This window comes from Tepiditoga spiralis (assembly GCF_014701195.1).
GTDB lineage: Bacteria > Thermotogota > Thermotogae > Petrotogales > Petrotogaceae > Tepiditoga > Tepiditoga spiralis.
In genome coordinates this window covers 751211-764245 of record NZ_AP018712.1, presented here as the reverse complement: position 1 = coordinate 764245, position 13035 = coordinate 751211, and the positions used below count along the sequence as shown (strand labels likewise).

General features: G+C 26.2%; 12 protein-coding genes and 1 riboswitch. Of the genes, 8 read left to right on the top strand and 4 right to left on the bottom strand.

Annotation, left to right across the window (positions count from 1 at the left end; genetic code table 11):
* Positions 1-18: 18 nt before the first annotated feature.
* The 5 genes from IGS63_RS03460 to IGS63_RS03440 are packed head-to-tail and all read left to right on the top strand — an operon-like array spanning position 19 to position 3566.
* Entirely contained in the window at positions 19-678 is a 660-nt protein-coding gene (locus IGS63_RS03460; protein WP_190615624.1) for an HAD family hydrolase, read from the top strand.
* Positions 678-1367, top strand: a complete 690-nt coding sequence (locus IGS63_RS03455) for a hypothetical protein (protein WP_190615623.1) — start codon at positions 678-680, stop codon at positions 1365-1367. The genes IGS63_RS03460 and IGS63_RS03455 overlap by 1 nt, the downstream gene beginning before the upstream one ends.
* Positions 1367-1933, top strand: a complete 567-nt coding sequence (locus IGS63_RS03450; RefSeq protein ID WP_190615622.1) for a thymidine kinase — start codon at positions 1367-1369, stop codon at positions 1931-1933. The genes IGS63_RS03455 and IGS63_RS03450 overlap by 1 nt, the downstream gene beginning before the upstream one ends.
* On the top strand, positions 1926-2474 hold the full coding sequence (locus tag IGS63_RS03445; RefSeq protein ID WP_190615621.1) for a macro domain-containing protein: 549 nt from the start codon (positions 1926-1928) through the stop codon (positions 2472-2474). The genes IGS63_RS03450 and IGS63_RS03445 overlap by 8 nt, the downstream gene beginning before the upstream one ends.
* Positions 2475-3566 carry a hypothetical protein gene (locus IGS63_RS03440; protein ID WP_190615620.1) on the top strand — a complete coding sequence of 364 codons (1092 nt, stop codon included), beginning with the start codon at positions 2475-2477 and terminating at the stop codon, positions 3564-3566. It abuts the gene before it with no gap.
* Positions 3567-3602: 36 nt separating this feature from the next.
* On the opposite strand, the gene IGS63_RS03435 is transcribed toward IGS63_RS03440, so the two are convergent.
* From IGS63_RS03435 to IGS63_RS03425, 3 genes are all read right to left on the bottom strand, one after another.
* Entirely contained in the window at positions 3603-4703 is a 1101-nt protein-coding gene (locus tag IGS63_RS03435; protein WP_269777952.1) for an aspartate-alanine antiporter-like transporter, read from the bottom strand.
* 100 nt (positions 4704-4803) lie between these two features.
* Positions 4804-5640, bottom strand: coding sequence for a succinate--CoA ligase subunit alpha (locus tag IGS63_RS03430; protein ID WP_190615619.1), 837 nt, complete (start codon positions 5638-5640; stop codon positions 4804-4806).
* Complete coding sequence (locus IGS63_RS03425; protein WP_190615618.1) at positions 5637-6644, bottom strand: ATP-grasp domain-containing protein; 1008 nt, start codon at positions 6642-6644, stop codon at positions 5637-5639. The genes IGS63_RS03430 and IGS63_RS03425 overlap by 4 nt, the downstream gene beginning before the upstream one ends.
* Before the next feature lie 54 nt (positions 6645-6698).
* Positions 6699-6872: riboswitch (cobalamin riboswitch) on the bottom strand.
* A 256-nt stretch (positions 6873-7128) separates the two neighbouring features.
* Here IGS63_RS03425 and IGS63_RS03420 point away from each other — a divergent pair.
* On the top strand, positions 7129-9549 hold the full coding sequence (locus IGS63_RS03420) for an ATP-dependent Clp protease ATP-binding subunit (RefSeq protein ID WP_190615617.1): 2421 nt from the start codon (positions 7129-7131) through the stop codon (positions 9547-9549).
* Between the two features lie 27 nt (positions 9550-9576).
* Here the strand turns inward: IGS63_RS03420 and IGS63_RS03415 are convergent, their stop codons facing one another.
* Positions 9577-11172: a hypothetical protein gene (locus tag IGS63_RS03415; protein ID WP_190615616.1), complete on the bottom strand. Its 1596-nt coding sequence runs from the start codon at positions 11170-11172 to the stop codon at positions 9577-9579.
* Positions 11173-11416: 244 nt separating this feature from the next.
* Between IGS63_RS03415 and IGS63_RS03410 the strand changes: the two genes are divergently transcribed.
* Both IGS63_RS03410 and IGS63_RS03405 read left to right on the top strand, forming a co-directional pair.
* Entirely contained in the window at positions 11417-11665 is a 249-nt protein-coding gene (locus tag IGS63_RS03410; RefSeq protein WP_190615615.1) for a hypothetical protein, read from the top strand.
* Positions 11662-13023 (top strand): SUMF1/EgtB/PvdO family nonheme iron enzyme, encoded by a 1362-nt coding sequence (locus IGS63_RS03405; protein WP_190615614.1) that lies wholly within the window; start codon positions 11662-11664, stop codon positions 13021-13023. The genes IGS63_RS03410 and IGS63_RS03405 overlap by 4 nt, the downstream gene beginning before the upstream one ends.
* Positions 13024-13035: the final 12 nt, after the last annotated feature.

Sequence of the window (13035 nt, the reverse complement as noted above, 5' to 3'; positions counted from 1 at the left end):
TATTTTTTGAGGTGATATATGAAAGATTATGTGGCGTTTTTTGACATGGATCATACTATTTTAACAACATATGCTGGAAGACTTTATTTTAAAAATTTTTACAATGAAGGTTATATAAATAGATGGGAAATTTTAAAATTAGTTCCATATCCTTTTTTATATAAGTTAGGTTTGATAAATATGGAAAAAATAACAAGGAAAGTTTCAAAAAAATATAAAGGAATGAATAGAAAAGAAATATTTGATTTTGCTGAAGAAACTTATCAAAAATTGGTAAAATCTTATATAAGGCAAAGTATGCTTGATGAAATAGAATTTCATAAGAAAAATAATGGAAACTTAGTTATAATATCTGCTTCTCCAAGAAATTTATGTCAACCAATTAAAGATAATTTAGGATTTGATGATTTAATATGTACTGAACTTGAATTTAAAGATGACATTTTTACAGGTAATTTAGGAGTTTATTGTTATGAAGAAAACAAAGTTACTCTTGCAGAAAATTATTGTAAGAAAAATGGATATACTTTAAAAAATGCTTATTTTTATTCTGATTCTATAACTGACATGCCATTACTTGAAAAGGTTAAGTATCCAGTTTGTGTTGGACCCGATAAAAAGTTAAAAAAAATGGCTTTAAAAAGAAATTGGAAAATATTGGATGGAGATAAAAAATAATGCCTGATTTGTTAACACATATAATTTTTGGAAATAGAATGTACAAAGACATAAAAAATCATAAAATGTTTAATTTGGGTTTAATGGGTCCAGATCCATTTTTTTATGTTGTAAAAGACAAAAATTATAAAAATGCAGGAGATAAGTTACACAATGTCAAATATATGGATTTTTTAAAAGAATTAAATAAAATAAGCCCAGATTATGCAATGGGATATTTTTTACACATGTTTTTAGACGAACAGTTTCATCCTAAGATTTTTGAAGTGGCTGGGAGTGGTAGAAAACATAAAAAATTCGAAGTTTTAATGGATGCTGTATATGTTAGAAAGTATTTAAATAAAAGTTTTAAAAAACTCGATATTTTGAGTTTATTTCCAAATAAACTCGATGTAGATTTTATAGTAACTTATGATGAACTTTTAATGGATTTTTATGAAATAAATAGTAGTTTTAAAGTTGCACATGAAAACTTTATTAAAGTTATAAAGTTATTGTATAATCATTACTCTTTAAAATCAATTATTGTGTATTTACTTGCACTTGTTACTTTTGGAAAAATTAATTATACTAATATTTATTATTTTAAAGAACCAAATGAAAGTATTTTAAACAAATGCGGATTTGATAAACTTTGGGAAAAAGCAGAAAAAGAATTCATAAAGATAAATGAAAGGGGAATATTTTAATGAAAACAGGGAAGCTTGTAGTTATTGTTGGACCAATGTATTCTGGAAAAACTTCTGAATTAATACAGTTTGTAGAAATATATTCATTAGGTAAAAAAAAATTTAAAGCATTTAAACCTGTAATAGATGATAGATATGATGATACGCATATAGTTTCTCATACAAATACAAAAGTAAAAGCTTTCCCTATAACAAATCCAGAAGAAATTAAAAATAAAATAAGTGGTGATGAAAGCGCAGTTTTTATAGATGAAATACAATTTTTTTCTGAAAATTTAGCAGAAGTAATTCAAGAATTAATATTTAATGGAATAGATGTTTATTGTTCGGGTTTGGATTTAACCTATAAAAATAATCCATTTAAAACAACATCCCTTATAATGTCTTATGCAGATGAAGTTATAAAAAAGAAAGCTGTTTGTCATGAATGTGGTGAATATGCAGGAACAATTTCGTATAAAATAGTTGAAAATGGTGGAGAAATAGATGTTGGTGGTTTTGATAAGTATATAGCAGTTTGTAGAAACTGTTATGTTAAATTAAAAGGGGGGAATAGTTATGAATGAAACACTAAAGCTCATTAAATTTAAAAATTTTTATGTTGAAATTGTTAAAGGCGATATAACAATAGAAAAAACCGATGCAATAGTGAATGCTGCAAATGAGATGCTTCAACATGGTGGAGGTCTTGCTCGGCTCATAGCACAAAAGGGTGGAATAATTGTAGAAAGGGAATCAAATGATTTTATTAATAGTTATGGAGAATTAGAAGTTGGAGATGTTGCAGTTACTACTGGAGGAAACTTACCCGCAAAACATATAATACATGCAGTTGGTCCTGTATGGTTTGGTGGAAACAAAGATGAAAAAAAATTACTCTTCAATGCAATTACTAATTCTTTAAAAAAGGCAGAAGATATGAATTTAACTTCAATAGCATTACCTGCAGTTAGTTGTGGGATTTTTAGATATCCAGTTGAATTGGCAGTTCCTGTGTATAAAGAAGCTTGTGAAGAATTCGACAAAACTAATCCTAAATCATTAAAAACAATTAGATTTATAGTATTTGATGAAGGATATGATAAGGTGTTTTTGGAGGTCTTTTAAATGAAAAAGATGATATATTTAATTTTAATTTTTGTAATGTTAGGGCTGAGTTCGTGTATAAAAATTGATATAAAACTTCCAGATGATACTAACTTTTCTGATTTAACCGTAAATCAAAGAGATAACTTTATAAGATATATTTATACAGCATACAATAAAGGTGCTGGTTATGATTTTGATAAACTTAAAAGTTATGCTGATGATGCTAATTATAAATATGATGACAATGTCTTAGCATTTTATAAGTATTTAGTTGGAGAGTATACATTAAATGATATAAAAACAAGAGTACCGTTCGATGGAACGGACAAGCACTATGATGAAAGAATAATTACTTATATAAAGTCCATAATAACTCGTTTTCAAACAGACGTAAATAATACAACAAGTACAAATTGGTTTATTGGTACTTTTAATGAAAAAGTACCTTCAATGCCTTCAAAGTATAATTCATCATTTAATTATTTGAATCCTGAATTAACAACAGCTTATGATAAAAGAACTGAATTAATAAATAGAGTTTATGATCTTTTAAAGTATTATTATGGTTCAGATAGTGTTTATTTATTTGGGGAATGGTTTAAAGAATATTTTCCAACAAAATCTTTAAGTGATACAGAATTAAAAGAGTATGCAACGTATCTTGTAGACTGTGCAAATGCTTATACAAATACAAATTTAACATTAAATAGAAAACAATCTACTACTTCTACTTTTTATAAAGAAAAAGTCATTATAAAGGATGTACCAGTTGAACTTTTACTTGCAACCTCGATTCAAGAATCAAGATTGTTTCCAGGCTCTTTTAGAGCAGAAGTAATAAATGATAATATATATGCTGTTTCTTTTGGATTAACTCATACACTTATAGATGCAGATTTTCTATATTTATCAGATTCTAATCAAGATATAGGAGATGATTCAAAAGGGGAAAGAAATTTTGATTTACTTTCTTATTGGTATTTTGGGAACAATAGAAATGAAGAAACATACTTTTCTGATTGGGATTTAATGACTGTAAGAGGTTCATTTTTGTATGCAAGCACATTTTTAGAATTAATATATCAAAAGTATATATCATTTATAAAATAAAAAAAGTTGTAGAGATTTCTCTACAACTTTTTTGAATTAATTATTTAAAAGAATGACGAAAATAACCATTCCAATTAAAGCAAAAGGATAAGTTGCTCCATATCCTGCAGTTACATCATCACTTTTTGTTGAGTCTATTGCAGCACCAAGACCAGGAGTACTGGTCATTCCTCCGCAAAGGGCGCCAGAAAGCATGATCCAATTCATTTTAAATACATATCTGCCAAATAAAAATCCTATTAATAGTGATAAAAAACCTATTATAAAAGCAGAGATTATATATAATATGCCTTTTGAATTTAAAGAATTTATAGAAGTATAGCCATATCTTAATCCAACGGAACTTAAAAAAATTAAGAGTCCTAATTCTTTTATATTTTTTAAGATATATGTATTCATATTGAAGTTCATTCCTAAAAATTGTTTTAAATTTCCAAAGAATAAAGAACTCATTAAAACTCCTCCCGTTATTCCAAAACTAAATTTGACAACTCCAAAATTAAATTTTATTTTCCCTATAATAATTCCAATTATAATAATTAATGAAAAAGCTATAAAATCAAAGTTTTTTTCATTGTATTGAGTTTCTTTAACATCATTTTTTAAATTTTGTAGTTCTTTTTCAATGTTTATTTTAAATATTTTTGGTAGTAAATACATTGATAAAACTACTACTAGAACTCCTGGTATATATCCAAGGGCATAACCATATCCTACTTGTGTTTCATGAAATTTAGAAGTTTCAAGTGCAGAAGCAAAACCTGGTGAACTTGTTAAAGCACCAGTAAAAATACCACTAAAAATATATTTGTTTGCATTAAATAATTTTTTTAATATAGTGGTGAAAAACATTCCAGAGGAAGTTATTAAGAATCCTAAAAATATAAATTTTAAACCATATTTTTTTATTACATGTATTATGTCTTTTGATGCAAGTAATCCTACTGATGATATGAATAGTATCAAAGAAAAAGAAAAAAAGTTTTTTGAAATTAGACCATTTGTATTTATTTTATTAAATAAATCAGTGTTTTTTTCTATTATAGTTGTTGTTAACCACCCAATAAAAAATCCACTAAATAAAACACCAGAAGTTCCAAGTTTTGTGATTTTTCCAAGTATTAATCCAGTTAAAATTGATAAAAATAGTAAAAAAAATGGATTTAAAAATAAAATTTTTATCTACCTCCATAAAAAAATTTTAATAAAAAGGGGAATTATTCCCCTTTTTATTAATTTATACTAACTCGGGTATAGATTTTGAAACAGGAATTCCCATTTGAAATAATTTTTCTTCTTTATATTCAATACTACCTTCAAAACCTTCTATTATTGCACCTGCATGTCCCATACGTTTTCCTTTTGGTGCAGTTCTTCCGGCAAAAAATACTTTTATTTTTCCATTATATTGTTTATTTAAAGCATATTCTATTCCTGTTATTTCATCATTTCCTCCAACTTCACCTATTATTATTACTTTTTTTATGTTATTATCTATAATATAATCAAAAGCTTCAGCAATAGATGTTCCAATTATTGGATCACCACCCAAGCCAATAGCAACTTTAACTCCTGTTGAATACATAGAAATATAATTTGAAACCTCATACATTAATGTTCCACTTCTTGATATGATAGCAGTATCACCAGCTTTGAATGCCCTTTCTGGCATTATTCCTATTTTAGATATATTTGTTAATATCATTCCTGGACAGTTTGGTCCTATTATAATTATGTTCTTTGCTTTTGCATACTTATATACTTCAAGCATATCATGTTGAGGGATATGTTCTGTAATTATAATAATCTTTTTAATTCCATTATTTATTGCATCTAAAATAGCTTCTCTTGCAAATTTAGCAGGTACAAATATTATGCTTGTATCAGCATGATAGATTTCAACAGCTTTCTTTACAGAATTAACTACAGGTACATTATGAACAAAATTTATATTAGTATTTTTAGATGTTCCACAAACTATATTTGTTCCATATTCTTTCATTTTTTTTGTATGAAAACTTCCTGATTTTCCTGTTATTCCTTGTACACAAACCTTTTCGTTTCCTGTAATCATACTCTTTCACCTTCTTTTATCATACTATACATATCTTCATAAAATGGTATATTATTTTCTATTAATATTTTTTTTGCTTTTTTCTCATTCGTTCCTGTTAATCTTATAAATAGCTTTATATCTTTGTTTTTTTTAGTAAAGTTAACTATAGCATTAGCTATTACATCACATTCTGTTATTCCGCCAAAAATATTCATTACTATTTTTTTAATACCTTCGTTTTTTAATAGTTCAAGAGCCATTATTGTATTTTCTTCATTTGCTCCTCCACCTAAATCTAAAAAGTTTGCAGGAGTTCCACCGTACATCTTAACAGTATCCATAGTTGCCATAACTATTCCTGCACCGCATCCTATTATTCCTGTATCTCCATTTAATTTTACATAATGAAATGGATATTGAGTTTCTTCTTCAAATTCTTGTGCCCACTTTTGCCTATAAATTGCATTGTCATCTAAATGAAAAACAGCATCAAGAGCACAAATACTTCCATCTTTTAACTCTGCAAGTGGATTTATTTCTAATAAGGTTAAATCTTTTTCTCTGAAAATTTTTCTTAACTTTGGTAAAATATTTTTTATTTTAACTGGAAGCTTATCTATAATGCTTTCAAAATTTCCGGTTATTAAACTCTCTGAATCTTCTATGTCTATTCCGCCATCTTTAGAAAATCCTATTATTATGTCCTTTTGTGTTCTATCTAAAATTAAGGATAAATAATATTCTTTTTTTATTTCTTTTTTTTCTTCAATTAAAACTCCGTAAGGCTTTTCTCCTTTTATCTTTTTTTCTAAAAGTAAACTTAGTTTTTTCTTAAAATCATTACATTCATCTGAAAATAAAATTCCACCCGCTTTCATTCTTCCACCAACTAGTACTTGTGATTTTAAAACACAAGGTAAAATATTGCACTGTACTTCTTTTTCTCTTGTTAAAAAAGATTTTGGAACTTTAATACCATTTTTAGAAAGGATTTCCTTTCCAACAAATTCATGAATTTTCATAAATAACCTCCTTTTTTATATAAAAACCCTTCTCACCTCTCCCGCGAGAGTGAGAATATCTTAGAATTGAAGGCAGGTCTCCCGACTTCCGGATCATTCTAATAACTACGCCTTCCCGATTTTATCAGTGGCATTTTGTAGTGTTCGTTCTCGGTTACGGTGGCGGGGCCGTAATGGAGTTTCACCATTTTCCCTTTTAATAAAAAAACCAACAATTCCGTGGGTTATTTACTTTTCAAAGTATATTATATCACTTTGAAAAAAATTTCATAGTTTTTTTATCTTATTAAAAAAACAATTAAATCTATTTGTTTTTAATTAATGTAAAAAATCATAATTCTTTCAAAAAAATTCAAAATATAAAAAATTAAATTTTTTACTCATTAATTATCAGAATATTGTTACGATTGCTTAACCGAAATAATAAAAGTAAATGATATAATAAGATTGAAAATGAAATATGTTATGGAAAGGAGGAATTGATATGAGATTTAACCCAGAAGATTTTTCAGAAAAAGCACTATCAGCAATACAAGAAGCTAATTTATTAGCTCAGGGAAACACAAATAATGTTGTTACTCCAGATCATTTGGCACTTGCAATAATAGAAACGAAAGAACCAAAAATAGCTGATGTTTTTTACAAAAACAATATATATCATGTTGAAAATCAATTAAAAAATTATATTCATAGTCAAAATGGAATGTATTCAAGTAATTCAAATCAAATTTATTTATCAAATGAAGTAGCAGGCGTTTTTAATACTGCAAAGATAGAATCAAATAAACTTGGATTAAAAAAAGTTACACTTTTGGTGCTGTTAATGGCAATATTAATGGAAGGGAATTCTTATTCTGCTAAAATATTAAATGAGTCAACAGATAAAGAAAAAATAGAAGAAGTTATAAAAAAGTATATTGAAAATGGTGAAGATGAAGAAATGAATGAAAGTGAAGATGATCCATTAAAAAAATATACAGTAAACTTAAATCAAAGGGCAAAAGCTGGTAAACTCATGCCTGTTATAGGAAGAGACGATGAAATTTATAGAATGATAGAAATTTTATCAAGAAAAGCAAAAAATAATCCGGTATTAATAGGAGATCCTGGAGTAGGTAAAACAGCTATAGTTGAAGGATTAGCTCAAAATATTGTTAAAGGATTTGCACCAAAATTTTTAAAAAATAAAACTATTCTTCAATTAGACCTAGCAAGATTAATTGCTGGTTCTAAGTTTAGAGGTGAATTTGAAGAAAGATTAAAAAATGTTATAGATGAAGTTATGAAAAAACAAAATGAAGTAATATTATTTATAGATGAACTTCATACTATAATAGGTTCTGGTGCTGTTGAAGGAGGTTCAATGGATGCAGCTAATATCTTAAAGCCAGCTCTTGCAAGAGGGGAAATAAAAGTAATTGGAGCTACAACTATGGAAGAGTATAGAAAGTATATAGAAAAAGATAAAGCCCTTGCAAGAAGATTTCAGCCTGTAACTATTGAAGAACCATCAGAAGAAGAAGCAATACAAATTTTAAATGGATTAAAAGAAAGTTATGAAAAACATCATGGAGTAGAAATAACTCAAGAAGCAATAAATGCAGCTGTTAAACTTTCTTCAAGATATTTAAATGACAGATTTTTACCAGATAAATCGATAGATTTGATAGATGAAGCATGTGCCAAGGTAAAGTTAGCATATAGTGAATCAAGTGCAAGTTTAGATCAAATGTTAGATAATAAATCAAAATTAGAAGAAAAAATTAATGATCTAACACTAAATGGTAAATATGAAGAAGCTGCTAAGGTAAAGATAGAATTATTGGACTTAGAAAAGAATATAGAAAAAGAAAAAAAGAGAGAAAATTCAGAAATATCTAACATTGTAAATGAAGAAATAATTGCACAAATAATAGAAAAATGGACTGGAATACCCGTTACTAAGATATTGAGTGATGAAAGAAAAAAATTAATAAATCTTGAAAGTGAAATTCATAAAAGAGTAATAGGTCAGGAAGAAGCAGTTGAACTAATTGCTCAAACAATAAGAAAATCAAGAGCAGGTTTTAAAAATCCAAAAAGGCCAAATGGTTCATTTTTATTTTTAGGTCCTACTGGAGTTGGAAAAACTGAGATTGCTAAAACAATTGCTGAAATCCTTTTTAATACTGAAGAAGCATTAATAAGATTAGATATGAGTGAATATATGGAAAAATTTAGTGTTTCAAGATTAATAGGTTCACCTCCAGGATACGTTGGTTATGATCAAGGTGGTCAACTGACGGAGGCTGTAAGGAGAAAGCCATATTCAGTTATACTATTTGATGAAATAGAAAAAGCTCATCCTGATGTTTATAATATATTACTTCAAGTTTTGGATGATGGTATTTTAACTGATGGTAAAGGAAATAAGGTTGATTTTAGAAATACAATAATAATATTAACTTCTAATATAGGATCAGAACAAATAATAAAGTCAAGGCATGCTTTGGGGTTTGTTGAAGATGCTAAAGAGAATTACAAAGATATGAAAAATGAAGTGATGAAATCAGTAGAAAAATTCTTCAAACCAGAATTTATAAACAGGTTAGATGAAATTATTGTATTTCATCCTTTATCAAAAGAAAATTTAAAAAATATAATTAAAATTCAATTAAAAGATGTACAAAATAGAGTATCAGAAAATGGAATGAATTTAGAAGTTAGTGAAAAAGCCGTTGAGTATTTACTTGAAAAAGGATACAATCCAATATATGGTGCAAGACCTTTAAGAAGAGTAATTGAGAAAGAATTGGAAACACCTTTAGCTTTTAAAATAATCAATGGCAATTTTGTTGAAGGAGATAATATTATTGTTGATTTTGAAGAAGATAAATTAATATTTAAAAAACAAGTGCAAAGCTAAGCTTTGCACTTGTTTTTTTTTTTTTTTTTAATTGGATTCATTTGTTTCAGATGAATTTGTTGAAGTTTCGGTAGGGGTTAATTCATCTGGTGAATTAAAATCATTTATAATTTTTTCAATATTTTCTTTTGAAAAAAAGTTAGGAGTTCTAGAAGATAAAATAAAATAATCTTTTAATTTTACTGAAAAAATTAAGTCATTATTATCTCTTGTTATTAAAGAAAACATATCTGGCAATAGATACAAGTATTCATCATCTAAATTTTTAAAGAGAGAGCTAAATATTATTCCTATAGTATATCTTATAATATCAGGGCTTACTTTAAGGTTCAAATCAGTAAATTCGAAGTTTGATTTTAATTTTAAAAAATTACAATATAAATTAGTTTTAGTTATTACATTTTTTTCTTTTGTTTCAATATATAAGTTGAATTCTCCATATGGCAATGAATTATATAATTCTTTTAAGATTTCTAAAGGCGTTTTTACTATTATTTCATTAACTTTTATTGAAAGTATTTTTTTATTCAAATCATAATCTAATAAATAAGTTAACTTATTTTTTTTGAATACTTCGTTATTTTCTATTGATAGTTTATTTAATAATATATCTGTAAAATCTTTATTTTTCCTATTTAAAAATATAGGATTATTTTCAAAATCATATATATTAAAACTTTCTTTTAATAAAAATTTTAGTTGGTTTAAGTCTTCATCTATATTTTTTGTTATTTTCTCTGGATCAAAGATATTAGTTTTAAAAATATCTTTTAAACTCAACCAATTTTCTTCACCATCATTTTTTGCAAATACTTTTAAATAGTTGTTTATTATGTCAAAAGCATCTGTATTACCTTCAGGATCTAAATTTGCTATTTCGTTGAACATAGAAGAGAATTGTTCAAATGCCTTTTTATTTAAGTATTTTTTCATTATATCATTAAAATTTTCTTCATTGTCTTGATTTAAAACTTTGTCTAAATCATTTAAAAATTCATTATTTGATGGTTTTTCATTGGTTAAAGAAGTTAAAAGACTTAATAACTTAAAATCTCTATAATCAAAACTTATAGGTTCATTATAAATATCTGTATCATTTGAGAATAATTTTTTTTGAAATTGAATGGCAGCTTCATTTGATAAGTTCACTTTTATATTTTTAATATTTTTTATGACATTTAAATTTTCTTTTAAAGATAATAACAATTTATCAAAACCAGTTTCTTGTATTATTGTAAAAGGATCTTCTTTTTTCTCTGGTGTTTTTAAATGATAATTATTATCAGTGCTATCTTCTGTATTCTCATTATAATCATCATCATAATATTCGTGATCATAGTTGTCATCAAAGTCATCATCATAAATATCTTCATCATCGTTGTTTTCAAAAGAATAAGTTAAACTTGAAATTAATGTATCATAATTATTGAAATTATATAATTTGATAATTATTTCAGCAGCATTTGCTCCTATATCATATTGATCATGTTCAAGAGCAATACTTATTTTTTGTTCTGTTGAAAGATCAAAATTTTTAATATCAAATGATACACTGGCAATACTTAAAATTGAAAAGAGAATAAATAGTAATACAAATGTTTTTTTTGCTAAAGTTTTTTTCACTTTTTTTACCTCCTCATACTTATATATTTAAATCATACCTTTATTTTTTTAAAAAAACAAAAAAAATAAGTTAAATTTTACAAAAAAATATTCTAAATTTAATATATATTTTTCTTTCTTCTGTGAAAAAATTTTTTAATCATATGATATAATAGATATATCATATGAAATATAAAAGTAAAGATTAATTAATATTTAGAATTTTTTGAAATTAATAAATAAAGGTATGAGGAGGCATTAAAAAGTGAATAAGTTTTTATTTCTAATGATTTTAATTTTAATTCTTTTTGTAGGTTGTACAGAGATTAAAACACCACCACCTGCAATTGAGAAAATAGGAGACAAAATCATAAAAGAAAATGAAGAATTAAATTTTATAGTTAAAGTAAAAAGTATTGAAAAAGATAATTTAATATATAATGTTGAAAATACTCCTAAAGGAGCTATTTTCAATGGAAACCAGATTATACTCAAAGTGGAAAGTATGATGTGAAGTTTAGTGTAACAGATGGGATTAATACAACTTATCAAAATGTGAAAATAATAGTTAAAGAAGTAGATAACCCACCACAAATAGAAGAAATAAAAGATATAGTAATAAAAGAAGGAGAAAAAATAGAATTTACAGTAAATGCTACGGATGTTGATGGAGATAGTTTAAAAGTAACGGCAAAAAACCTTCCTGAAGGTGCAACATTTAATTCTATTACCAGAAAGTTTGAATGGATACCAACATATGAACAAGCAGGAGAATACAATGTAATATTCAAGGTAACAGATGGAATAACAGAAGTAAGCAAAGAAGTAAAGATAGTAGTTGAAGAAGTAGATAATTCACCAGTAATTGATGAAATAATAAATACAACAATTAATGAAGGAAACATTTTGACATTTACAATAAGTGCTACAGACCAAGATGATGATATACTAACCTATTGGGCAGAAAATCTTCCAGTAGGAGCTGATTTTGGAGAAGAAACACATAAATTCACTTGGAAACCATATTATACACAATCAGGACAATATAGTATAACCTTTAATGTAAGTGATGGAATTATTACAACATCAAAAACAATTGTTTTAAATGTTTTAGAATCAGAAGAACCTACTACTACAAAAAATAGTATGGTAGAAATAAAAAATGGTTCATTTGAAATGGGAAATGGTGAAACTTCTAAACCAATTCATACAGTAATTTTAAATTATGACTTTTATATTGGGAGATATGAAACAACTTTCAATGAATATGATAAATTTTGTGAAGACACAGGTAAAAATAAACCACAATATAGTGGAAATAGAAATAATTATCCTGTAATATATATTTCTTGGACTGATGCAAATGAATATTGTAATTGGCTTTCAGATAAAGAAGGGCTTCCAAAATCTTATGATAGCTTGGGTAATTTTATAGATGAAAAAGGAAGTATTACTACTGATCTAGCAAAAACATATGGTTATAGATTACCAACGGAAGCAGAATGGGAATATGCTGCAAAAGGAAATGAAAATTATCTTTATTCTGGAAGTGATAATATAGATGATGTAGCTTGGTATTCTGGAAATTCAGATTCAAAAACTCATGAAGTTGGTCAAAAAATGCCTAATAATTTTGGGATATACGATATGAGTGGAAATGTTTGGGAATTAGTGAGTGATTATTATGGTTCTTATAGTAGTTCATTAGAAATAAATCCTTATAATATAGACTCTACATCTGGAAATCGTATAAGACGTGGTGGAAGCTATAACTTTGGTGCAGGAGATGCACAAGTTACTGGAAGAAAATCTATTTCAATTACAGATTATGGCCCTAATTTAGGATTTAGAATAGTTAGAACTAAAAAATAAAACGAGCTTAGC

What these genes read in the sequence shown, in the direction of transcription:
- IGS63_RS03460 (WP_190615624.1), top strand. Translation starts at nt 19, where the DNA reads ATGAAAGATTATGTGGCGTTTTTTGACATGGATCATACTATTTTAACA.
- IGS63_RS03455 (WP_190615623.1), top strand. Translation starts at nt 678, where the DNA reads ATGCCTGATTTGTTAACACATATAATTTTTGGAAATAGAATGTACAAA.
- IGS63_RS03450 (WP_190615622.1), top strand. Translation starts at nt 1,367, where the DNA reads ATGAAAACAGGGAAGCTTGTAGTTATTGTTGGACCAATGTATTCTGGA.
- IGS63_RS03445 (WP_190615621.1), top strand. Translation starts at nt 1,926, where the DNA reads ATGAATGAAACACTAAAGCTCATTAAATTTAAAAATTTTTATGTTGAA.
- IGS63_RS03440 (WP_190615620.1), top strand. Translation starts at nt 2,475, where the DNA reads ATGAAAAAGATGATATATTTAATTTTAATTTTTGTAATGTTAGGGCTG.
- IGS63_RS03430 (WP_190615619.1), bottom strand. Translation starts at nt 5,640, where the DNA reads ATGATTACAGGAAACGAAAAGGTTTGTGTACAAGGAATAACAGGAAAA.
- IGS63_RS03425 (WP_190615618.1), bottom strand. Translation starts at nt 6,644, where the DNA reads ATGAAAATTCATGAATTTGTTGGAAAGGAAATCCTTTCTAAAAATGGT.
- IGS63_RS03420 (WP_190615617.1), top strand. Translation starts at nt 7,129, where the DNA reads ATGAGATTTAACCCAGAAGATTTTTCAGAAAAAGCACTATCAGCAATA.